At 68.6% G+C, this 21,175-nt stretch carries 17 protein-coding genes; 11 read left to right on the forward strand and 6 right to left on the reverse strand.

The features are described 5' to 3' along the window. Positions 1-212 precede the first annotated feature (212 nt). A complete protein-coding gene (locus ACFCY7_RS08290; protein WP_376482460.1) occupies positions 213-1,181 on the reverse strand; it encodes an NAD(P)H-quinone oxidoreductase in 969 nt (322 codons plus the stop codon). Positions 1,182-1,571: 390 nt separating this feature from the next. Next, positions 1,572-3,800, reverse strand: coding sequence for an MMPL family transporter (locus tag ACFCY7_RS08295; RefSeq protein WP_376482462.1), 2,229 nt, complete (start codon positions 3,798-3,800; stop codon positions 1,572-1,574). Between the two features lie 154 nt (positions 3,801-3,954). On the opposite strand from ACFCY7_RS08295, the gene ACFCY7_RS08300 reads away from it, so the two are divergent. The 6 genes from ACFCY7_RS08300 (at position 3,955) to ACFCY7_RS08325 (ending at position 12,284) form a co-directional block, all read left to right on the forward strand. After that, positions 3,955-4,524, forward strand: a complete 570-nt coding sequence (locus ACFCY7_RS08300) for a TetR/AcrR family transcriptional regulator (protein ID WP_376482464.1) — start codon at positions 3,955-3,957, stop codon at positions 4,522-4,524. Positions 4,525-4,654: 130 nt separating this feature from the next. Continuing rightward, complete coding sequence (locus ACFCY7_RS08305; protein ID WP_376482466.1) at positions 4,655-6,205, forward strand: aldehyde dehydrogenase family protein; 1,551 nt, start codon at positions 4,655-4,657, stop codon at positions 6,203-6,205. Then, positions 6,202-7,707, forward strand: a complete 1,506-nt coding sequence (locus ACFCY7_RS08310; RefSeq protein ID WP_376482468.1) for an amino acid permease — start codon at positions 6,202-6,204, stop codon at positions 7,705-7,707. The genes ACFCY7_RS08305 and ACFCY7_RS08310 overlap by 4 nt, the downstream gene beginning before the upstream one ends. Continuing rightward, a complete protein-coding gene (locus tag ACFCY7_RS08315) occupies positions 7,704-9,098 on the forward strand; it encodes a D-arabinono-1,4-lactone oxidase (RefSeq protein ID WP_376482470.1) in 1,395 nt (464 codons plus the stop codon). Before ACFCY7_RS08310 ends, ACFCY7_RS08315 begins: the two co-directional genes overlap by 4 nt. After that, positions 9,092-10,090 carry an alanine racemase gene (locus ACFCY7_RS08320; RefSeq protein WP_376482472.1) on the forward strand — a complete coding sequence of 333 codons (999 nt, stop codon included), beginning with the start codon at positions 9,092-9,094 and terminating at the stop codon, positions 10,088-10,090. Before ACFCY7_RS08315 ends, ACFCY7_RS08320 begins: the two co-directional genes overlap by 7 nt. 193 nt (positions 10,091-10,283) lie before the next feature. Then, entirely contained in the window at positions 10,284-12,284 is a 2,001-nt protein-coding gene (locus tag ACFCY7_RS08325; protein WP_376482474.1) for a neutral/alkaline ceramidase, read from the forward strand. A 53-nt stretch (positions 12,285-12,337) separates the two neighbouring features. On the opposite strand, the gene ACFCY7_RS08330 is transcribed toward ACFCY7_RS08325, so the two are convergent. Continuing rightward, positions 12,338-12,964, reverse strand: a complete 627-nt coding sequence (locus ACFCY7_RS08330; RefSeq protein WP_376482476.1) for a TetR/AcrR family transcriptional regulator — start codon at positions 12,962-12,964, stop codon at positions 12,338-12,340. Between the two features lie 357 nt (positions 12,965-13,321). On the opposite strand from ACFCY7_RS08330, the gene ACFCY7_RS08335 reads away from it, so the two are divergent. The 5 genes from ACFCY7_RS08335 to ACFCY7_RS08355 all read left to right on the forward strand — a co-directional run bounded on the left by ACFCY7_RS08335 (position 13,322) and on the right by ACFCY7_RS08355 (position 19,473). Further along, positions 13,322-14,890, forward strand: a complete 1,569-nt coding sequence (locus tag ACFCY7_RS08335) for an AMP-binding protein (RefSeq protein ID WP_376482477.1) — start codon at positions 13,322-13,324, stop codon at positions 14,888-14,890. 5 nt (positions 14,891-14,895) lie between these two features. Next, positions 14,896-15,678 (forward strand): SDR family oxidoreductase, encoded by a 783-nt coding sequence (locus ACFCY7_RS08340; protein ID WP_376482478.1) that lies wholly within the window; start codon positions 14,896-14,898, stop codon positions 15,676-15,678. A gap of 59 nt (positions 15,679-15,737) precedes the next feature. After that, positions 15,738-16,976 (forward strand): acyl-CoA dehydrogenase family protein, encoded by a 1,239-nt coding sequence (locus ACFCY7_RS08345; RefSeq protein WP_376482480.1) that lies wholly within the window; start codon positions 15,738-15,740, stop codon positions 16,974-16,976. Beyond that, positions 16,976-18,076 carry a phosphotransferase family protein gene (locus ACFCY7_RS08350; protein WP_376482510.1) on the forward strand — a complete coding sequence of 367 codons (1,101 nt, stop codon included), beginning with the start codon at positions 16,976-16,978 and terminating at the stop codon, positions 18,074-18,076. The genes ACFCY7_RS08345 and ACFCY7_RS08350 overlap by 1 nt, the downstream gene beginning before the upstream one ends. Positions 18,077-18,159: 83 nt before the next feature. Further along, positions 18,160-19,473: an MFS transporter gene (locus tag ACFCY7_RS08355; RefSeq protein ID WP_376482482.1), complete on the forward strand. Its 1,314-nt coding sequence runs from the start codon at positions 18,160-18,162 to the stop codon at positions 19,471-19,473. 42 nt (positions 19,474-19,515) lie between these two features. Here the strand turns inward: ACFCY7_RS08355 and ACFCY7_RS08360 are convergent, their stop codons facing one another. The 3 genes from ACFCY7_RS08360 to ACFCY7_RS08370 are packed head-to-tail and all read right to left on the reverse strand — an operon-like array spanning position 19,516 to position 21,134. Next, a complete protein-coding gene (locus ACFCY7_RS08360; RefSeq protein ID WP_376482483.1) occupies positions 19,516-19,800 on the reverse strand; it encodes a DUF6510 family protein in 285 nt (94 codons plus the stop codon). A gap of 33 nt (positions 19,801-19,833) precedes the next feature. Then, positions 19,834-20,535 (reverse strand): ferredoxin reductase, encoded by a 702-nt coding sequence (locus ACFCY7_RS08365; protein ID WP_376482485.1) that lies wholly within the window; start codon positions 20,533-20,535, stop codon positions 19,834-19,836. Further along, a complete protein-coding gene (locus ACFCY7_RS08370) occupies positions 20,535-21,134 on the reverse strand; it encodes a sulfite oxidase-like oxidoreductase (RefSeq protein WP_376482487.1) in 600 nt (199 codons plus the stop codon). Before ACFCY7_RS08370 ends, ACFCY7_RS08365 begins: the two co-directional genes overlap by 1 nt. Positions 21,135-21,175 lie beyond the last annotated feature (41 nt).

Raw genomic sequence — 21,175 nt, forward strand, 5'->3', positions numbered from 1 at the left:
CCCTTCCTCCCGTGCGGCAGTCGGTTGCCTCCCCTTGGCCTGTGGGGGTGCCCCGGCTGCCGGATGTGCTCCGTTCCGTGCCCGCCGATCGGTGGGCCGCCGGGGAGGCCGGCCAAGGACCTGCCTCCCCATGAGCCTGCATCTTCGGGCGCTGACTCCATCGCGGCGGTGAAGTGCCGTGCGCGATGAGCGTGGCGTTCAGCAGCCTGCCGTCACGCGCTCTCGTCGTTGACGAGGAGGATCTTGCCCAGGTGGCCGCCGGCTTCCATGAGGCGGTGTCCTTCGGCGGCGTCGGCCATGGACAAGGTCTGATCGATGACCAGTTTCACGGTGCCGTTCTCGATCATGGGCCAGACGTTCTTCTGGACCTCGGCCACGATCTCGGCCTTGTGTGCCTTGGAGCGGGTCCGCAGGGTGGTGCCGTGCACGGAGGCCCGCTTGAACACGATCTCGGCGAGGTTGAGCTGGCCCTCGAGGCCCTTCTGCAGGCCGATGATGACCAGTCGGCCGTCGGCTGCCAGAGAGCGGACGTTGCGCTCCAGGTAGTCACCGCCGACGACATCGAGAATCACGTCATAGGGGCCGTACTCCGTGAAGTCCTCGGTGCGGTAGTCGATCGCCACATCGGCGCCCAGCTCCCGGGCCTGAGCAGCCTTCTCCGCTCCGCCGACCGTCGTGACGACACGAGCGCCCAGTGCCTTGGCGATCTGGATCGCCATCGTGCCGACACCGCCGGCGCCGCCGTGCACGAGGATCGTCTCGCCGGCCTTCAGGCCCGCGGTCATGACGATGTTGGACCAGACCGTGGCAGTGACCTCGGGCAGACCCGCCGCCTCCGTCAGCCCGACCCCCTTGGGAATCGTTAGCAGCTGTCCGGCGGGAACCGCTACTTTCTGCGCGTAGCCGCCTCCGGTCAGCAGAGCGCAAACCTCATCGCCCACCTGCCAGCCGGTGACTCCTTCGCCGATGGCGCTGATGCGGCCGGAGACCTCCAGCCCGGGGTACGGCGACCAGCCCGGCTGCAGCGGGTAGAGCCCCCAGCGCTGCATGACGTCCGCCCGGTTCAGAGCGCTGGCCACCACGTCGATGACCACCTCACCGGCAGCGGGTGTCGGGTCCTCGACCTCGACCCACTGCAGAACCTCAGGGCCACCGTTCTCCGTGATCGATACAGCCTTCACGACAACTCCGTTCTCACAACTGAGATGAAGGGCTCTTGCGGGGTGTTGAGTACAAGGCGTCCGCGGCATTTCCGCTTGCCGGCCGATGCCGAGCGCGCCGCGAGCACGATACCGAGAGGGGGCGATAATGCCCGCTTCTGTCCCGATATACCCGAGAGCCGGATGTTTACATCGCATACATTACACGGCCGGAGTGTGCAGTGTCAACATTCGGGATTCACCAGGCATCCGAGGCGCTCGCACAGCGATGCGGGCGACACCTGCGGCCAGCCAAGCGGCACGTGGAACGCAAAAAAAACACCCTGCACCTCCTTGTCCCAAGGGAGGTGCAGGGTGTTATCCGAGGCCGTCGGGCCCCCACGGCGTCGGCGGCCTCGGAGATCAGGGAGGTCAGACCCGGGTGGATGCCTTGCGGCGCGGGGTCTTCTTCTCGGTTTGCGGGTGCGCGCCAGGTTCGGCCGCAGCCACGGCGGGCAGACGCGCGCCTTCGATGTCGACGTCCGGGAGCAGTCGGTCGAGCCAGCGGGGCATGCTCCATGCACGTCGTCCGAGCAAGGCCATGGCCGCGGGCACAAGCGTCATGCGGACGACGAAGGCGTCGATGAACACGCCGATGGCGAGCGCGAAGCCGATGGCCTTGACGATCGGGTCCTCGTTGAAGATGAAGCCGCCGAAGACCGCGACCATGATCAGTGCGGCGGCCACGATGACCCGTGCGCTGCTGGAGACGCCCTGGGCGATCGCCTCAGCCGGATTCTTGCTGTGTTCGTAGTGTTCGCGCATCCGGCTGACGAGGAACACCTCGTAGTCCATGGCGAGGCCGAACAGCACGCCGGTGAGCAGGATCGGGAGGAAGCTGGTGACCGGTCCAGTGGATGCCACGTCGAGCAGACCGTTCAGGTGGCCCTGCTGGAAGACCCAGACGGAGGCGCCCAGGCTTGCGCCGACCGAGAGCAGGAAGCCGAGTGCCGCCTTGAGGGGTACCAAGATCGACCGGAAGGCAATGGCCAGCAGGATCAGCGCCAGGATGACGATGACACCGATGAACAGAGGCAGCGCTTCGCCGAGCTTGCCGGCGACGTCGATGGCCATGGCCGTCTGGCCGGTGACGTAGAGGGCACCGCCCGTGTCGGCGATCTTGGGCGCCTGGTCACGCATGCGGTGGACCAGGTCGGTCGTGGCCTGGGCGTCGGGGCTCGACTTCGGGAACACTCCCATGACCACGACGCCGCCGGAGGGGCTGGCTATCGGGCGTGAGACGGCGGCCACGTTCTTGTCCGCGGCCAGCGTGCCACGCAGCTGGGTCACGGTGGCTTCCCGCTGGTTCTGCGGGATGTGTTCGGTGTCCAGCACGGTGATGAGGGTGGCGTTGAAGCCGGGCCCGAAGCCCTCGGTGAGCAGGTCGTAGCTCTTGTGCTGCGTGCTGGACTCAGGCTGTGAGGCGTAGCTGGGCAGCCCGAGACGCAGGTCGCGGGCGGGCAGGGCAAGCGCCAGCAGTCCGACGATGCCGGCAAGCAGGACGAGGGCCGGCTTGCGGGTGACCATGCGCGCCCAGGCCAGACCCCAGGCACCGGCGGCGCGGTCCTTGCGCTTGCTGTTCCGCTTGGGGCGGCGCGGGCGCATCCGCTCGCCGAACACTCCCAGTACCGCCGGAAGCAGGCTGACGGCGACCAGAACGGCGACCAAGACGGTGCCGGCACCGGCCAGGCCCATGATCGTGAGGAACGGGATACCGGTGATGGCGAGTGCCGCCAGTGCGATGACGACCGTGGCTCCAGCGAAGACGACCGCGCTGCCGGCTGTGGCGGTGGCGCGTGCGATCGACTCCTCCCAGTCCATCTCGGGGTCGGAGAGTTGCTCGCGGTGCCGGGAGATGACGAACAGCGCGTAGTCGATCCCGACCGCCAGGCCGATCATCAGTGCCAGCACGGTCGCGGTGCCCGTCATCTGCACGAAGCCGGAGACGAACAGGGTGCCGAGCACGCCGACGGCCACACCCAGGAGCGCGGTCACCAGCGGCAGTCCGGCCGCGACGAGGGAGCCGAGCGCGACGGCGAGGATCACGAAGGCGAGAACGACGCCGACCAGTTCGGCCGGGCCTCCTGCCTTGGACTCCGGCAGCATGGCCGAGCCGCCGAGCTCGACTTGCATCCCCGCATCCCGGAGGGGCTCCACCGCGGTGGCCAGTTCGTCCTTGGCGGACTGCTCGACCTTGGACGCTTCCTCGGCGAATCGGACATCGGAGTAGGCGATGGTCCGGTCGGCCGAGATCGTACCGGTCGAGGTCGGCTGGGTGACCGTGATGACGCCGGGCACCGACGCGGCCTTGCGGAGGACGGCGCTGAGCGCCTGCTGCTGCGCCGGGTCCGTGACGGTCTTTCCCTCGGGGGCGGCGACGACGATCCGTACGACGCCACCCGCAGCCGGGGGGAATTTCTCCTTCAGAAGGTCCTGCGCCTGCTGCGCTTCGACACCGGGGACCGAGAACTCCGTGGTCCTCTCTCCGTGAAGGGTCGCCGCCAGGCCTCCGATGACCGTGAGAAGGACGATCCAGGTGGCTATCACCCATCGGCGGCGGCGAATCATCCAGCGCGCCCAGGCGTATAGGCGTGAGGCCATCGAAGCATTCCTAACCGGTCGAAACTCTGATCAACGGGGGCGAAAGGTAGATAAGCGTGGTGGAGGAGTCAGAGCGGTCACCTCCACCACGCACTACACAGTAACGCATTTTTACAGTCGACTGTAAATTAGCTACCGATGGTAAGCTTCCGGCATGACGGGAGACAGCCTCAGGGAACGCAGCAAGGCTCGACGCAGGGAAGCGATCCTCACCGCCGCTTACGAGCTGTTCGCCGAGCGGGGCTTCGACGCCACGAGCATCGCCGACATCGCCGAAGCGGCAGAGGTCTCTCCGCGCACGGTCACCCTGTACTTCCCCACCAAGCTGGAACTGGCGATGGCGCACTTCAACGCGTTCGTCGACCAGCTGGCCGCGGCGTTGCACGCCAGGCCTGCCGGGCAGGGCATCCTCGACACCGTGGAGCAGTGGCTGCGCGAACAGGCGGAGTCCCCGGACAAGTTCGACGAGCTCCACGACCGGATGATCCAGTCCAACCCTCAGCTCAAAGGGCTCTGCCGTGGCCGGCTGACCGACGTCATCCAGGACGGTGCCCGACTCCTCGCCGAAGAGCAGGGCTGGCGCCCCGACGATTTCGCCCCGCGCATCCTGGCGGCCACGGTGGCGAGCGTGATCGGTGAGCTGACGCACCAGTCCGAGCCCGGTGACCTGGAGGTGGCCATGACCTTCATCCGCGCCGCGGCTGCCACCCTGCAGCCCGGCTGATCCGACCCGACTCCCCCACCCCTCCCCTACCGCAGACCAGGCCGGGGAGGGGACAGCGGCATGTCCGGAGCCGCTGAGCCACCAGCAGATTGCCCAGCGGCCACGGGTTCAGATCCACAGCCTCAGGGTTGTGGAAGCCGCCGATATTGATGTTTCTCCTCACCCCCAGCTCGCCGCGACCATGAGCCATCCGCGATGGGCCAAGGGGAGAGCGATGAACTTTACGAAAACCGTCGGCTCCGGTGACGATCAGGGCGATGCCGATGCCATTGCCGAGTTGCGTGCCGCGTTCGCCGCGCAGAGGACGGCTGTTCTGCGCGAGCCCGCACCGGGCATCGACCAGCGTCGCCTGAACCTGGGGGCGCTGGCAGGAGTGATCACCGGGTACCGGCACCGGATCCGGGACGCGCTGTCGGCGGACTTCGCGGTGCACCCCGAGGGGTTCGCCGATCTTGTCGAAGTCCTCGGTGTCGCCGGACGTGCCGTTTTCGCCGCCGAACACCTCGAAGCGTGGATGGAGCCGGACGTCCGCCCGGCCGAAGCCGGGCTTCTGGGAACAGCGCACGTCTCGATGAGCCATCAGCCCAAGGGCGTCATCGGTCTGATCTCGCCCTGGAACTTTCCGTTCGATCTCTCGCTCGGTCCCCTCGCCGACATGCTCGCGGCCGGGAACCGGGTGATCATCAAGCCGTCGGAGTACACCCCGGCATGCTCGGCTCTGCTGCGCGAGATGATGGCCGAGGCGTTCGACCCCGAGCAGGTCACCGTCGTCACCGGCGGGCTGGGACTGGCTCAGGAGTTCCCGACCCTGCCGTGGGACCACCTGCTGTACACGGGGAACCCCGAGGTCGGGCGCCTGGTCGCCCGAGCGGCCGCCGAGAACCTGGTGCCGACGACGCTCGAACTCGGAGGCAAGTGCCCCGCGATCGTGCACGAGGACAGCGTCACCGCGGAGACAGTTGCGCAGATCGTCGGCACGAAGCTCGTGAAGAGCGGGCAGATGTGCATCACCGTCGACTACTGCCTGGTGCCGCGGGAGGGCATGACCCGGTTCACCGAGCTGGTGACGTCGCACATGCGGGAGCAGGTACCGGGTTTCGCCTCCTCGCCGGACTGTACGGGCATCATCACCGAACGCCACCTGAACCGGCTCGTCGGCCTGGTCGAGGAGGCCCGGGCCCGGGGAGTGGAGGTGGTGCAGATCGGCGACGTCGACCCGAACACGGCCACCCGCCAGATGCCGCTGACACTCGTGGTCGACCCGCCCGACGACCTCGCCCTCATGCGCGAGGAGATCTTCGGCCCGATCCTGCCGATCAAGCCCTACGACCGGATCGAGGATGCCGTCTCCTACGTCAACGATGGTGATCGGCCTCTGGGGCTGTACGTCTTCGCGCAGGACGGCGATGCCGCGGAGCAGGTCTTGGCCACCACCGTTTCCGGCGGGGCGTGCGTCAACACCTGTGCGGTGCAGGGTGCCGTGCCGGCGCTTGGCTTCGGCGGGATCGGCCGCAGCGGCCATGGGCGCCACCACGGCGTGGACGGCTTCCGGGAGTTCTCCAACCCGCGCGGCATCGTCAGGCGCGGCAAGGACGATCTCATCGATGTGATGTTCCCGCCCTACGGGGACGTGCTCAACGGGGTCGTCGCGTACGCACTCGGTGCGGAGAGTGCCGAATGACCGGGCCAGGGCCGGAGGAGCCGACGGGAGACGAGAAGACGGTCAACGAGTTCGGGTACCGGCAGGAGCTCCGCCGGACGCTGAGCTGGTTCTCGCTGTTCTCCGTCTCGTTCTCCATCATGTCCATCGCCACCGGCGTGTTCCTCAACTTCACTTTCGGAATAACCCAGTTGGGCCCGGTCAGCATCTGGATCTGGCCCGCGGTGGGCGTCGGCCAGCTGCTGGTCGCCCTGGTGATATCCGAGCTGGGGACCCGGATCCCGCTGGCCGGCGCGGGCTATCAGTGGGGGTCGCGGCTGGTCGGGCCCGGCTACGGCTGGTTCATCGGCGCGCTGGGAATCCTGTATGCCGCCGTGGGCGTGCCCGGCATCGTCTATCTCGCGGTGGCGCCGCTGACCGAGTACGTCTTCGGCATCGACGACGCTTCGCCGCGCATGACGCTGTTCATCGCGCTGCTGGTGCTCACGGTCGCGTACCTCGTCAACATCATCAGCGTGCAGGTGGCGGCTCGGATCAACAACGTCGCCGTACTGGCGGAGATCCTGGGCACGGTCGTGCTGGCATTGCTGTTGTTCTTCCTCTGGGTCGGAGGGGTCAAGGACTCGGACCACGGGATCGGATATCTCACCGAGCACCACCATCTGCCCGGACACTCCTACGGGTACGCGATCGCGCTGGCGTCCCTGGTCGGCGTGTACACACTGGCCGGTTTCGAAGCCGCGGCGGACGTGGCCGAGGAGGCGGTCGACGCCAAGCGCTCCGTGCCTCGCGCGATCATCGGCAGCGTCGTGGTCTCGGTGGTCCTGGGCATGCTGGTGCTCATCGGCTTCACTGTGGCGATCCCCAGCTACGAGGTCCTCGCGGCCGGCGGCCTGCCCGCCGTGTTCCAGTACTGGCTCGGCGAGGGGCTCGCTCGTACCTTCGTGGGGGTGGTGGTCTTCGCGATGTTCGCGCTGATGGTGGTCTCTGCCGCGGTCATCGCACGCCTGATCTTCGCGATGGCACGCGACAACATGCTGCCCGGCTCCGCGCTGCTGATGCGGGTGAATCCCACGACGAAGACACCGGTCCCCGCGCTCGTTGTGGCGTACGCGCTCAACGTCGCTGTCGTGATCTTCGGCTACAACAGCTCGAACGTCTTCGGCACGCTCGTCGGCGCCACGGCGGTGCTGCCGTATCTCGTCTACCTGCTGATCGTGCTCGCCTACGGTTACAAGCGGCGGCAGCTGGAAGCCGTCGAGGATGCCTTCAACCTGGGCCGCTTCGCCGGTGCCGTCTTCGTCGCCTCCCTCGTCTATCTCATCGCCGTGATCCTGACGCTGACGCTTCCGGACGAGTTCCGCAGCGCGAACTACTACGTGCTCGGCGGGCTGGCGCTCGCCACGGTGTGGTGGCTCGCCGGACTGCGGCCCCGGTTCGCCAGAGGCGAGGCCGGAGTGCCGACATCGGACCGGCAGCACCCGAACCCCGAGGGCCTCCCGGCGCGTGCGGTGGAAGGATGAACCAGAACATGAGCCCGAGCGGCGCCTGGACCAACTGGGCCGGCGACGAGACCTGTAGGCCCAGCCGGATCCTGCAACCTCAGTCGGTCGACGAACTCGCCAGTGCCACAAGCAGTGCGGCCGCCGCGGGCCAGACCGTCCGTGTCGTAGGGGCCGGCCACTCGTTCAGCGACCAGGTCTGCACCGACGGCCTGCTGCTGAACCTGGACCGGCTGAGCGGCCTGCAGCACGTCGACACCGAGGCAGGGCTGGTCACCGTCGGCGCCGGCACCCGCCTGGCCGATCTGAACGTCCAGCTCGCCCAGCACGGACTCGCACTGCCCAACCTCGGCGACATCGACCGGCAGAGCATCGCGGGAGCCATGTCCACCGGCACTCACGGAACGGGCCGGATGCTGGGGAACCTCGCCACCCAGATCGAGGCCCTCGACCTCGTGCTGGCCGACGGCACCAAGCTGAGCTGTACGAACGCCGAGCCTGAGGTCCTGCGGGCGGCCCGCGTGAGCCTTGGCGCACTAGGCGTGATCACAAGCTATACCTTGCGCGTCGTACCGGCCTTCGCGCTGCGGGCCGGAAGCACGTCCATGAAGCTCACGGAGACGCTCGGGCGTCTGGACGAACTCGTCGACACCAACGATCACTTCGAGTTCTTCCTCTTTCCCCACACCGATGCCGCCTTGGTGAAGGTGAACAACCGCACCGACGAGGCAGTCCGGCCGCCCCGAGAGTTGGCACAGAAGATCGCGGAGTTCGCCGAGAACGGCATCCTCGAGGCGGTATGCCGTGCGGGGCGTCGCTTCCCGTCCCAGATCCCGCGTCTGAACCGGACCATCACCCGGCTCATGGCGCCGTCCGAGTACGTCGATCAGAGCCACCGTGTCTTCGCCAGCAGACGTTCGGTGCGGTTCACCGAGATGGAGTGGGCGGTGCCGCGCGCCGCGTGCGCCGAGGTTCTCCAGGAGATCCTGCGGGTGATCGACCGCGATCGCCTCGATGTGGGCTTCCCGATCGAGGTGCGGTTCGTGGCACCCGACGAACTGTCCCATCTGAGTCCGGCCTATGGCCGGGAGACTGCCTATCTCGCCGTTCACATGTATCAGGGCATGCCCTGGGAGCCCTACTTCCGGGCTGTTCAGGACATCGCCCTGGCCTTCGAGGGCCGGCCGCACTGGGGCAAGCGGCACCTGATGGAGGCGGACGGACTTGCCGCCCGCTACCCGGCGTGGGATCGATTCCAGACGGTCCGCTCGCAGCTCGATCCGCAGGGGACCTTCACCAACGCCCACCTGCGCCGAGTGCTCGGACCCGTGGCAGGCCCGGGCACCACACCGCCGGCCGACGGCTCCGTCCAGGCCGACATCCAGACTCGTAAGGGGCAGCAGGCATGCTGATCAGTGAACTGCAGACGCCCGCTCTCCTGGTCGACCAGGCGGCGCTACGGCACAACCTCGACACGATGAGTGCAGCCCTGCCCGGCGCGCGCCTCCGGCCGCACGTCAAGGCACACAAGTGCTCGAGTCTGGCCCGGCTCCAGTACGCCAACGGGCATCACGGCTTCACCTGCGCGACGATCCGCGAGGTGGAGACCATGGCCGCGGCCGGCCTCGGCGCGGACCTCCTGCTGGCCAACGAGGTGCTCGACGCCCGGCGCCTGGGACGTCTCGTCAAGGACGGGCACAGAGTGACCGTCGCCGTGGACTCGGCCGAGACGATCGAGGCCGCCGCTGCCGGCGGAGTCCGTGAGGTCGTCATCGACGTCAACGTCGGACTGCCACGCTGCGGCTGCGCGCCAGGCGAAGCGGGCCGGCTCGCCGACCTCGCCCGACAGGCCGGACTGGTCGTGCGTGGGGTCATGGGCTACGAGGGTCATCTCATGCTGGTGGAGTCGGAGGAGGAGCGCCGGGAACAGACGGAGCAAGCGATGAAACATCTGCTCGCCGCGAGCGCCGACGTCGGAGGCGAGTTGATCAGCGCGGGAGGAACCGGCACCTACACCGTCAACACGTGGGCCAACGAGATCCAGGCCGGCTCGTACGCCCTCATGGACACCGCCTACCAGCAGCTCGGCCAGCCCTTCCAGCAGGCGCTGTTCGTTCTCGGCCGGGTCATCTCGGTGTCGGACGGCTGGGCCGTCGTCGACGTCGGCCTGAAGGCGCTCAGTCTTGACCACGGGCTTCCGAGCATCGACGGCACCGAGGTCTGGTTCTGCTCCGACGAGCACACCACGTTCCGCACCGCCGGCGTGCCGCGACCGGCCGTGGGAGACCTCATCCGGGTGCGCCCCGCCCATGTCGATCCCACCGTGGCGCTCCACGACACCCTGCACCTGGTCGACGGCACGCAGGTGCTCGAACAATGGCCGGTCGACATGCGGGGCTGGTGATGAGCGCGGGGCGGGGCACCTCCGTGTGTCCCGCTCCGCATGGGTCGAGCAGTGAGGCCGGCAGCGCCTGTCGGATGTCCTCCGATCGCGAAACCGCGGTCGGCCACGTCATACCCCGAGAGATACCTCCATCGATGCGAAGGCAGGAAACGTGGAAACGACAGCATTCACGCGCAGGCGAGGACTTCAGCTGATGGCCGCGGTCGCCGGCGGCATGGCGCTCGGCACCGGTCAGGCTGCCGCAGCGGACAAGCCCGTCCCGTCCCCGTACCTGGTCGGCCGCGGAATCGCCGACATCACCGGCGCCGCAGCCGAGAGCGGCATGATGGGCTATTCCATGATCGGTCAGCGGACCAGCGGCATCCACCAGCGGCTGAGGGCGCGGGCGTTCGTCATCGTCGACCCCGCGAGCGGCAACCGCATCGCCTGGTGCAACACCGACCAGGGTCTCCTCCCGTTCGCCGTCTTCCAGGCGGTGCTGGCCCGGCTCGCCGCCGCGCACGGCACCGCCTACACCGAGCAGAACGTCTCCCTCAGCGCGACCCACACTCACTCGGGACCGGGCGGGTGCGCCCACGATCTCGTCTACAACCTGTCGATCGGCGGCTTCCAGCAGCAGAACTTCGACGCCGTGGTCGCCGGCATCGTCGAGGCCATCAGTGCCGCCCACGCCGACCTCAAACCCGGCACCATCGCCCTCGGCCGCGGCGAGCTCACCGACGCGAGCGTCAACCGCTCCCGCCCCGCCTTCGAGCTCAACCCCCAGGCGGACAAGGACGTCTACCCCCTCGGCATCGACCCCGTGATGACCGTGCTTCGCTTCCGCCAGGGCCACACAGATGTCGGCGCGATCAGCTGGTTCCCCACCCACGGCACTTCCATGACCAACACCAACACGCTGATCAGCGGCGACAACAAGGGCTACGCCGCCTACACGTGGGAGCACGACACAGCCGGGGTGCGCTACCTCGACGGCACGCCCGGCTTCGTGGCCGCCTTCCCTCAGACCAGCGCCGGCGACATGTCGCCCAACCTCCATCTCAGCCCCGGATCCGGCCCCACCGAGGACGAGTTCGAGAACACCCGGATCATCGGCCTGCGCCAGGCCACCGCCGCGCAGCACATCCACGCTCGTGCCACCACCCCCATCAGCGGGGGCATCGACTCCCGGCTGCGCTACGTCGACATGTCCCAGGTCCAGGTCGACGGCCGCTACACCCCCGACGGCCGCACCCACCACACCAGTTCGGGTGTCATCGGGCTGTCCACTCTGGCCGGCAGCATCGAGGACGGACCCGGCATCCCCGGTCTGTTCGAGGGCACGCCGTCTCCGCTCGCGCCGCTGATCGAGCAGATCAACTCCGCGGTTCCGCAATGGCTCGCCGACGAGCAGGCACCCAAGACCTCGGTCGTCCCCAGCGGACTGCTCCAGGCGACACCCGACGTCCTGCCCCTGCAGCTGCTCAAGATCGGCCAGCTCTACCTGATCGGCGGCCCCGCAGAGTTCACGATCGTCGCCGGACTCCGCATCCGCCGGGCCGTGGCAGAGGAACTCGGCGTCCCCCTGGAGAACGTGCTCATGCAGGGCTACACCAACGGCTACAGCCAGTACGTCACCACACCCGAAGAGTACGAGGGCCAGCAGTACGAGGGCGCCTCCACGCTGTTCGGCAAGTACACCACGCCCGCCTACCAGCAGGAGTTCACCAAGCTGGCCTCCGCCCTGCGCAACGGCATCACCCTCCCGCTCGGCGAGCTGCCGCCCGACCCGGCCATCGGCACGCTGAACATCCAGTCCGGCGTGATCATGGACAACCCCGGCCTGCTCCGCTCCTACGGCCAGGTCCTCACCGATGCGGCGGCCGCCTACCAGGCGGGCCAGGCCGTCGCCGTGGTCTTCGTCACCGGGCACCCCAAGAACAATCTGCGCCGGCGCGGCACGTTCCTGGAGGTCCAGCAGCTGAAGGACGGCAGCTGGACGCGGCATCTCGACGACGGCGACTGGCAGACCACGTACCGCTGGCAGCGCACCAGCACCCTGACCGGGGAGTCCACCGCGACCGTCACCTGGGACATCGCGCCCGGAACCCCGCCGGGCACGTACCGGATCGCCCACTACGGCGACGCGAAGCACGGCCTCACGGGTGCGATCACCGCGTTCACCGGCGTCTCGCGCCCTTTCACCGTCTCCTGACGGCACGGAGACCACGGTGGCTCGTCATGGTGGACGCATGACGAGCCGGTCCGTCAGGGCCGAGGCACGGCCAGTGCGCCCACCGTCATGCGGGTCATCTCGCGGTACCGCTCCGCGAGCTCCTGCGGAGAGTGCTCACCGTCGGCGCGGTACCACTGCGAGACCCCCGTGCACATGGTGACGATCGCCCTGCTGGCCTCGCGCGGGTACGGGGTGACGAAGTCCCCGTGCGCGACACCTTCCTCGATGACGAGGTCCATGAGGCGCTGCTGGCGGTCCCGGGCAGCGATGTAGGTGGTGCGGGCATCCCCGGTGAGGCTGCGGATCTCGCTGTAGGCGATGAACGCGAGGTCTCGTCGGTGGGCGTGGAACAGCACGAGGCATTCCACGAGCAGGTCCAGCCTCCGCTGTGTGTCGTCGCCGGCTTCTTCCAGGGCCGCGGTGCTGCGTTGCCACAGGTCGTCCATGGCGTAGGAGACGAGGGCGACGAGCAGCGCCTGCTTGGATTCGTAGTGGTAATAGAGCCCTGGCACGGAGAGCTCCGCCCGGGAGGCCACCGTCCGGATCGTCGTCCCGTGGTAGCCGTGCTCCATGAAGCAGGCCAGTGCGGTCTCGAGGATGGGTGGCAGTCCACTGGCCGAGTACGTCCTCCAGGACGTACCGGCTTCGGTCTTGGTCACAGCGCTCCCCTCGCCCCGGATCTTCGTCGCTCAGTATGCAGCCCACGCGGACTCGCCTTGTCCGCGGCCCGGGGCGAACCTCTTGACATGGCGCTTCCGCCGCATCAATCCTTCACCGAGCGATCGCTCGGTAACCACAGTTTCGCATAGATCTACCGAGCGAGCGCTCGGTAGCCATAGTTTGACGTATGCCATACCGAGCGAGCGCTCGGTAACCATGCCTGCGAAGGACGCAGGCAGGAGGGACGAGAAGTGACGGTTCCTGATGACCCACGGCGGGATTCCTTGCCTTCGGCCGACGTCACAGCAGAGGTGACGGTCGTCCACGACTCTCTTGTGGCCGCGTGGAAAGCACGCGTGGCGAAGAATCCGGGCGCCACGGCGCTGCGCTACTTCGACGGCTCCCTCTCAGTACAGGACGTGGACGCGGCGTCGGACGCCCTCGCGGCCGCGTTCGAGGCCCGCGGGACCAGGAAGGGCGACCGCGTTGGCGTCTACCTGCAGAACATCCCTCAGTACGCGCTGGCGCTGTTGGCGCTGTGGAAGCTCGGTGCCACGGCGATGGGGCTCAATCCGATGTACCGGCGGCACGAGCTCCGCCGGATCGTCGACGATGCCGGGGCCGTCGGGATCGTGTGCGCAGACGCGGACGTCGAGGAGACGCTCGACACCCTGGCAGGCAGCACGGTCCAATGGCTGATCAGCGCGTCGGCGCTGGACTACCAGTCGCGCAACGACCCGCGGGTCTTTGCGACGACGCGACGCCCCGCCCCGGCACCGGACGGCGACGTCGTGGCGCTGATCGAGGAGTTCAGCGGTTCCCGGCCCACGCCGGTCCGGCTGGCCCGTGACGACGTCGCGTTCCTGACCTACACCTCCGGGACGACGGGGCCGCCGAAGGGTGCCATGAACACCCATGGCAACGTCCTGAGCGTGGTGACGACCTGCGCGTCGTGGACCGGTGTGAGCGACGGGGACGTCGTGCTTGCCATCGCCCCGCTGTTCCACATCACCGGCGCGGTGGCCAACGCGGCGATCTCCCTGCTCACCGACACCACGCTCGTCCTCACGGGCCGGTTCCACCCCGAGGTCGTCCTGGAGGCCTTCGCCGAACACGGGGTGACCTACACGATCGGTTCCATCACGGCGTTCAACGCGATCTACGAGCTCCCGCAGGCCGAACCGGGGCACTTCGCGTCGGTGAAGACCCTGTACTCCGGCGGTGCGCCGATCCCGCCGGCGACCGTCGAGCGGTTCCAGGAGCGGTTCGGCGTCTACATCTACAACGGCTACGGAATGACCGAGACGACGTCCGCCGTCATCGCCGTTCCTCCGGGGTGCAGGGCGCCGATCCATCTGCCGAGCGGGACGCTGTCCATCGGGATGCCGCTGCCGCACCTCACGACACGTGTCGTGGACCTGCACGGCAATCCGGTCCCCGACGGGGACCAGGGCGAGCTCGAGCTCAGCGGGCCGCAGGTGGTGCCCGGGTACTGGGGAAAGAGCGAGGCTACCGAGCAGACGATGCCCGGCGGCCGGCTCCGCACCGGCGATGTCGCCATCATCGATGCGCAGGGCTGGGTCTACCTGGTGGACCGGCTCAAGGACCAGATCAACGTGTCCGGGTACAAGGTCTGGCCACGTGAGGTCGAGGACGCGCTGTACGAGCACCCGTCAGTGCTCGAGGCGGCCGTCATCGGCGAGCCCGACGACTACCGCGGCGAGACCGTCGTCGCCTACGTCTCGCTCAAGACGGGGCTGAGCGCCACGCAGGAGGAACTGATCGCCTTCTGCCGGGACCGTCTGGCGGCCTACAAGTGCCCGCGCCAGGTCCACTTCATCGCCGACCTGCCCAAGACCCAGAGCGGCAAGATCCGGCGCGCCGAACTCCGCAACTCCCAGCCGCCCCTCCCCTCGAAGGACTGAACGCGTTGAACCAGAACGACACCGGAGTGGGCCGGTTCTCCGGCCGTACCGCCATCGTGACCGGTGCGAGCCGGGGAATAGGCTTCGCGATCGCCGAGCGGCTCGTGTCCGAGGGCGCGCGTGTCTGCCTCACCGCGCGCAAAGCCGGATCGCTGGAAGAAGCCGCAGCCACTCTCCCCCAGGGCAGCGTTATCACCGTCGCCGGCAGGGCGGACGACCCCGAGCACCGCCGTGAGGTCTTCGACACCGTCGCACGCGAGTTCGGCGCACTCGACATCCTCGTGAACAACGCGGGCATCAATCCGGCGTTCGGTCCCCTCGTCGAGCTGGACCTCGACGCGGCCCGCAAGGTTTTTGAGGTCAACGTCCTGGCCACCCTCGCCTGGGTGCAGGACGCGGTGGCTCACGAGAAGCTCCGGTTCTCCGAGGGCCGCGGCGCCGTCGTGAACCTCTCCTCGGTGACCGGTGAGACGCCGTCGCCGGGCATCGGTCTCTACGGGGTGAGCAAGGCCGCGGTGTCGCATCTGACCAGGACTCTCGCCGCCGAACTCGGCCCTGAGATCCGCGTCAACGCGGTGGCACCGGCCGTGGTGAAGACGCGGTTCGCCGAGGCCCTGTACGAGGGCAAGGAGGCCGAGGTGGCCATGGGCTATCCCATGCGGCGTCTGGGCGTGCCTTCGGACATCGCCTCCGCCGTGGCTTTCCTGGCCTCGGACGACTCCTCCTGGGTGACCGGTCAGGTCGTCACCGTCGACGGCGGCCTCATGGTCGCCGGCGGCACCGCATGACGACCGCGTCGAAACCCGTCTCGATCCTTACCGCGTCACCGGACCCTGAAAGGACTGTCATGACCTTCACTCATCTCCCTCCCGAGGTGGCGGAGCTGCGTGAGCGCACGCGCCGGTTCATACGGGAGATCGTCGTCGACGAGGAACCCGCGCCGGGCGGGCGCCTCGACCAGGTCACGCGCGACCGGCTGCAGGCGGCGGCGAAGGACGCCGGTGTCTTCGCGCCGCACGTGCCGAAGGAGTACGGCGGGCAGGGGGTGCCCATAGAGCACTGGTCGCCGATCCTGCAGGAGGCCGGCTACTCGCCGATAGGCCCCAGCGCGCTCAACTGCATGGCCCCCGACGAGGGGAACATGCACATGCTCAACCTGATCGCGACGGAGGAACAGAAGCAGCGGTACCTCGTTCCTCTGGCCGCGGGCGAGATCCGGTCCTGCTTCGGCATGACCGAGCCCCACCCGGGAGCCGGCTCCGACCCGGCGGCCCTGCGGACCAAGGCCGTCCGCACCGCGGGCGGCTGGATCATCGACGGCCACAAGCGGTTCACCAGCGGCGCCGTCGGCGCCGGGTTCTGCATCGTCATGGCGCGCACCCCGGGCGTGGACGGTTCCCCTGAGGGGGCCACCATGTTCCTGGTCGACATGACGAACCCCGGCATCAGGGTCGGCGAGTCGATCCACACCGTCGACCGGTCCATCGACGGCGGCCATCCGCACCTGTACCTCGAGGACTGCTTCGTCTCCGACGATGCGGTGCTGGGTGAGGTGGGGCTCGGCTTCCGGTACGCGCAGGTGCGGCTCGGGCCGGCACGTCTCACCCACTGCATGCGGTGGCTGGGACTGGCGCGGCGGGCGCACGACATCGCGTTGGACCGGGCCGGGAGGCGGGAGCTGTTCGGCGGGCCGATCGGCTCCCTCGGCCTGGCGCAGCACCTGATCGCCGAGTCGGTGATCGACATCGAGACGTCCGACGCGATCATCACCAAGACGGCGGCGCTGCTCCACAGCGACCCCAAGGCGGGCTCGGCGATGTCCTCGGTCGCGAAGGTGCACTGCTCGGAGGCGATCTTCCGGGTCGTCGACCGTGCCATCCAGATCTGCGGCGGTGACGGGGTCTCCGACGGTCTGCCGCTGGCGCAGTACCTCAACGAGGTCCGCCCGTTCCGGATCTACGACGGCCCCAACGAGACCCACAAGTGGGCCATCGCCCGCCGGGCCTCGGCTGGCCGGAACGCGGCGGTCCAGGCCGGCGAGAGCTACCTGGGCGACGCCGTCGTCCGTCGGGGCGGGGGCGCGTGATGCACACCGTTCCCGACGGGGTGGAGGTCGTCGCGACCTGGGACGAGGCGCGCCACCTGGAAAGTCCTCCGCTTCTGGTCGTCGACGCGGTCACCGCCTTCCTCGACGCGCAGGGCGTCGGGCGTGGTCCGCTGGCGTGGCAGCGCATCGGCGACGGCCACTCCAACGTGACTTATCTGATCGAGCGCGGCGGTGATTGCGTCGTCCTGCGCCGTGGTCCGCGCCCGCCGCTGCCGAAGTCGACGCATGACATGGTGCGCGAGGCCCGCATCCAGAAGCTCCTCCACGCCCATGGCGTACCGGTGCCGGAGATCATCGCCGTCTGCGAGGACGAGGCGGTCCTGGGTGTGCCGTTCTACCTCATGTCCCGGCTCGACGGAACGGTCATCACCGACGCGATCCCGTCCCTCCTCTCCTCCGTCGAACAACGCAGGGCCACCAGCGAGGCGGTCGTGGACGCTCTCGTCGCGCTGCACAGCATCGACGTGACCCGAGGGGAGCTCGCGTCCCTGGGCTCCCCCGACGCGTATCTCCGGCGCCAGGTCGAACGGTTCCGGGGCCTGTGGGAGGTCAACACCACGCGCAACCTGCCCGCGGTGGAGTGGATCGCGGACTGGCTCGACCGCAATCTGCCGGCGAGCCAGGCGGCCTCGGTGGTCCACGGTGACTACCGCATGGGCAATCTCATGTTCGCTCCGCAGGCGCCCGCCAGGATCCTCGCGATCCTCGACTGGGAGATGGCGACGCTGGGTGACCCGCTGGCGGACCTCGGCTACGTCACCGCGACCTACTCCGAGGCGGGCATCCTGACCACTCCGCTCGAACTCACCCCAGTAACGCGGGCGCCGGGCTACCTCACCCGGCAGCAGCTGGCCGAGCGCTACCGCTCCCGCATGGGCCTCGATCTCACCCCGCTCCCCTGGTACCAGGCGCTCGCGCTGTGGAAGGCAGCGATCTTCTGCGAGGCCATCTACACCCGCTGGCGGCGTGGCGAACGCCCCAACGACACGGTCTTCGGGCCGTCACTCGAGACGGGTGTCCCCCGCCTCCTGGAGATGGCCGCGCAGCACGCCGGCCTGGCCTCAACCCCCCGCATCTGACGCACGGCAGCGCCCCGCCATCACCTCACCACCGCGTGCCAGACCTCACTCCCCCCTGCCCGAAAACAGCGAAGGAGCCTCCCGTGAGCAACGCGCCAGCAGAGATCGGAACCGCGACCGGGGAGAGAACCCAGTCGAGTCCCACCCTGCGCTCGAAGCGCAAGTCGCTCGTCGCCAGCACGATCGGGAACGTCCTCGAGTGGTACGAGTGGAGCGCCTACGCCGTCTTCGCGCCCTTCATCGCCACCGCCATGTTCCACGCGTCCGACCAGGTGTCGGCGCTGCTGTCCACCCTGGCGGTCTTTGCGGTGGGCTTCCTCATGCGCCCGCTGGGCGGCATTGTCTTCGGGCGGGTCGCCGACCGGCGCGGCCGCAAGTTCGTGCTGGTCACCACCATGCTGATGATGGCCGGTGGCAGCCTCGTCATCGGGCTGATGCCCACCTACACCTCCCTGGGGGCCTGGGCCTCGCTCATCCTCCTCCTCGCCCGCATGACGCAAGGGGTCGCCCACGGTGGTGAGTCCGCGACGGCCAACACCTACATCGCGGAGATCGCGCCCAGCGAACGCCGCGGGCTGTGGGGAAGCATCGTGTTCGTCGCGATCTTCGGCGGCTCGGCCATCGCCTTCTCGGTGGGCGGAGTCGTGACATCGGTCCTGTCCGACGACGAGGTCGCCCAGTGGGGCTGGCGCATCCCCTTCATTCTCGGCGCGTTCCTGGCCCTCGCCGCTCTGTATCTGCGCCGCAGCATGGACGAGAGCGAGGTGTTCTCCGCCGAGAAGTCCGGCGCCGAGGTCCGGCCGTCGTCCAAGGGACGGGTGGCCCGTTCCATCCTGCTCGTCATCCTGATGACCTCGGGGATCACCGCGGCTCACTACACCTGGACCTCGTACGTCTCGACCTACGCCATCACCCAGAAGGGCATGGACGCCGGCGTCGCCTACTGGTGCTCGGTCGGGGCGCAGTGCATCGCTCTGGTCACCCTGCCGTTGTGGGGCCGTCTCTCCGACCGGGTGGGTAGACGCCCGATGATGATCACGTTCGCGGTGCTGATGATCGCCCTGCAGATCCCGCTCACGCGACTGATCGGCTCGCCGGGGTGGACGCTCCTGGTGGCATCCTCGGTCGCTCTGACCGTCGTGGCCATCCCCGGAGCACTCCTGTCCGCCACGATGTCGGAGAACTTCCCGACACGGGTACGTACGCAGGCCATCGGCTTCGCCTACTCCGTCTCCGTCGCCGTGTTCGGTGGCAGCGCGCCGTACCTGAACCAGCTCTTCGTCGAGCTCGGCGTGGCCCGACTGTCCAGCTTCTACATCATGCTGCTGTGTGCCTTCACGGGTATCGCGTGCTACCTCATGCGGGAGACCAAGGGCATCCACCTGAAGGACGCCTGACCGAGCGGGCGTTGCCCGGGGCTCCCCTGGCGCCGCCGCGATTCATGGCGCGGTGCGGGGAAGGGCGAAACGGAAGACGCCCGCTCCGCTGCCCATCTGGAGCCAGAGGTACTCGGGCTGCGTGACGACGCGCAGGGCGATGGCCGCACAGCCCGGGCAGCGGGCGGTCAGACCGGGCTCGGGGCCATAGACGTGCAACTGGGCCATGGTCGCCGGCAGTCGGCAGGAGGGGCACAACCGCCAGGCCGTGGTCGGGTCGATGGCGAAGACCTCCCCGAGCGGACCGGCCAGGGCGTTGCCGTCGAGATACAGGGGATGCTCGTTCATGGCGGGGATTCCTCACCGTGCGGCGCGGGTGGGTCAGCCGAAGCGTTCGGTACGAATCTGGTCGGGCGCGTACCCGGTGCTCAGGAGCAGGGCGCTGACGTGCTCGACGAATCCGGTGGGACCGCAGACGTAGCAGCGGGCACCCGCTGCGGGCGGCAGGCCGCGCAGGTCGGGTTCCGTCATGCGTCCCGCGGGGCGTTCGGAGCCGGCGGGTGCCGTGCGTGTGTAGAGGTGCCGGACGCGGACGGGGTCTTCGGCTGCGTCGAGTTCCGCGGCGTACCAGACCTCGTCCGGTCCGCGCACGGAATAGAGAAGAGCGCAGGGCTCGTCCGACATCGAGAGCAGCCGTGCACGCAGCATCGCCATCAGGGGCACGACGCCGGATCCTCCGGCGATGAGCAGGAGCGGGCCGTGGTTCTGCGGTGTCCACACGAACCAGCCGCCGAGCGGTCCCTTGACCTCGACCTCGGCACCGACGGGCAGAATGTTCGCGAGGTACGGAGAGACCTCGCCGCCCGCCGCTGCCTGGACGCCCAGCTCGATGCCGTCGGTGTCGGCGGGTGCCGCGAGCGAGTAGCTCCGTACGGCCTGGTACCCGTCGTCGGCGGTCAGCCGTACGTCGACGTGCTGGCCGGCCAGGTGTCCCGGCCACTGCGGGACCTCGAACCGCAGCGTGCGGCCGGTCGCGGTCTGGTCCGTCCGCTCCGTGAGCCGGGCCCGTCGCCATCCGTGCATCAGTCGCTCCAATAGCGCTGCTCGCGCCACGGGTCGCCGTAGTCGTGGTAGCCGGCCGACTCCCAGAAGCCGGGCTCGTTGTCCGGCGTGAGGATGAGGCCCTTGACCCACTTGGCCGACTTCCAGAAGTACAGGTGGGGAATGACGAGACGGGCCGGTCCGCCGTGGTCCGGGGAGAGCGCGTAGCCGTCGAAGGAGTGCACCAGCCAGGCCTTGCCGTCGGTCACGTCCTCCAGCGGAAGGTTGGTGGTGTAGCCGTCGAAGGACTCGGCGACGACGAAGTCGGCGGCGGTCTCGACCTCGTCGAGCAGGACGTCGAGCGAGACGCCGCCCCAGGTGGTGTCGAACTTCGACCACCGGGTCACGCAGTGGATGTCGACCGTGGGCTCCTCCTGCGGGAGGGCCATCATCTCGTCCCACGTCCAGGTGCGGGTCTCCCCCGCTTCGGTGGTCACGGTGAACGACCACCGGTCGGTGGGAATGTGCGGGGTGGGCCCGGCGGACAGGACGGGAAACGACTCCGTCGGGTACTGCCCCGGCGGCAACCGGCCCTCGAAGGCATGCGTCTTGCCGTGGAACCCTGGCGACAAGCTGTCCATCGGGCCGTTCCTCTCGCTCGCAGTCGCCCTCCGCCTGTGCC

It is taken from the genome of Streptomyces sp. NPDC056361 (genome assembly GCF_042262805.1).
Classification (GTDB): domain Bacteria; phylum Actinomycetota; class Actinomycetes; order Streptomycetales; family Streptomycetaceae; genus Streptomyces.

Coding starts and splice junctions, on each gene's coding strand:
- ACFCY7_RS08325 (WP_376482474.1), top strand. CDS start 10,284: ATGGCCGCGGTCGCCGGCGGCATGGCGCTCGGCACCGGTCAGGCTGCC.
- ACFCY7_RS08295 (WP_376482462.1), bottom strand. CDS start 3,800: ATGGCCTCACGCCTATACGCCTGGGCGCGCTGGATGATTCGCCGCCGC.
- ACFCY7_RS08350 (WP_376482510.1), top strand. CDS start 16,976: ATGCACACCGTTCCCGACGGGGTGGAGGTCGTCGCGACCTGGGACGAG.
- ACFCY7_RS08345 (WP_376482480.1), top strand. CDS start 15,738: ATGACCTTCACTCATCTCCCTCCCGAGGTGGCGGAGCTGCGTGAGCGC.
- ACFCY7_RS08360 (WP_376482483.1), bottom strand. CDS start 19,800: ATGAACGAGCATCCCCTGTATCTCGACGGCAACGCCCTGGCCGGTCCG.
- ACFCY7_RS08310 (WP_376482468.1), top strand. CDS start 6,202: ATGACCGGGCCAGGGCCGGAGGAGCCGACGGGAGACGAGAAGACGGTC.
- ACFCY7_RS08315 (WP_376482470.1), top strand. CDS start 7,704: ATGAACCAGAACATGAGCCCGAGCGGCGCCTGGACCAACTGGGCCGGC.
- ACFCY7_RS08370 (WP_376482487.1), bottom strand. CDS start 21,134: ATGGACAGCTTGTCGCCAGGGTTCCACGGCAAGACGCATGCCTTCGAG.
- ACFCY7_RS08300 (WP_376482464.1), top strand. CDS start 3,955: ATGACGGGAGACAGCCTCAGGGAACGCAGCAAGGCTCGACGCAGGGAA.
- ACFCY7_RS08365 (WP_376482485.1), bottom strand. CDS start 20,535: ATGCACGGATGGCGACGGGCCCGGCTCACGGAGCGGACGGACCAGACC.
- ACFCY7_RS08320 (WP_376482472.1), top strand. CDS start 9,092: ATGCTGATCAGTGAACTGCAGACGCCCGCTCTCCTGGTCGACCAGGCG.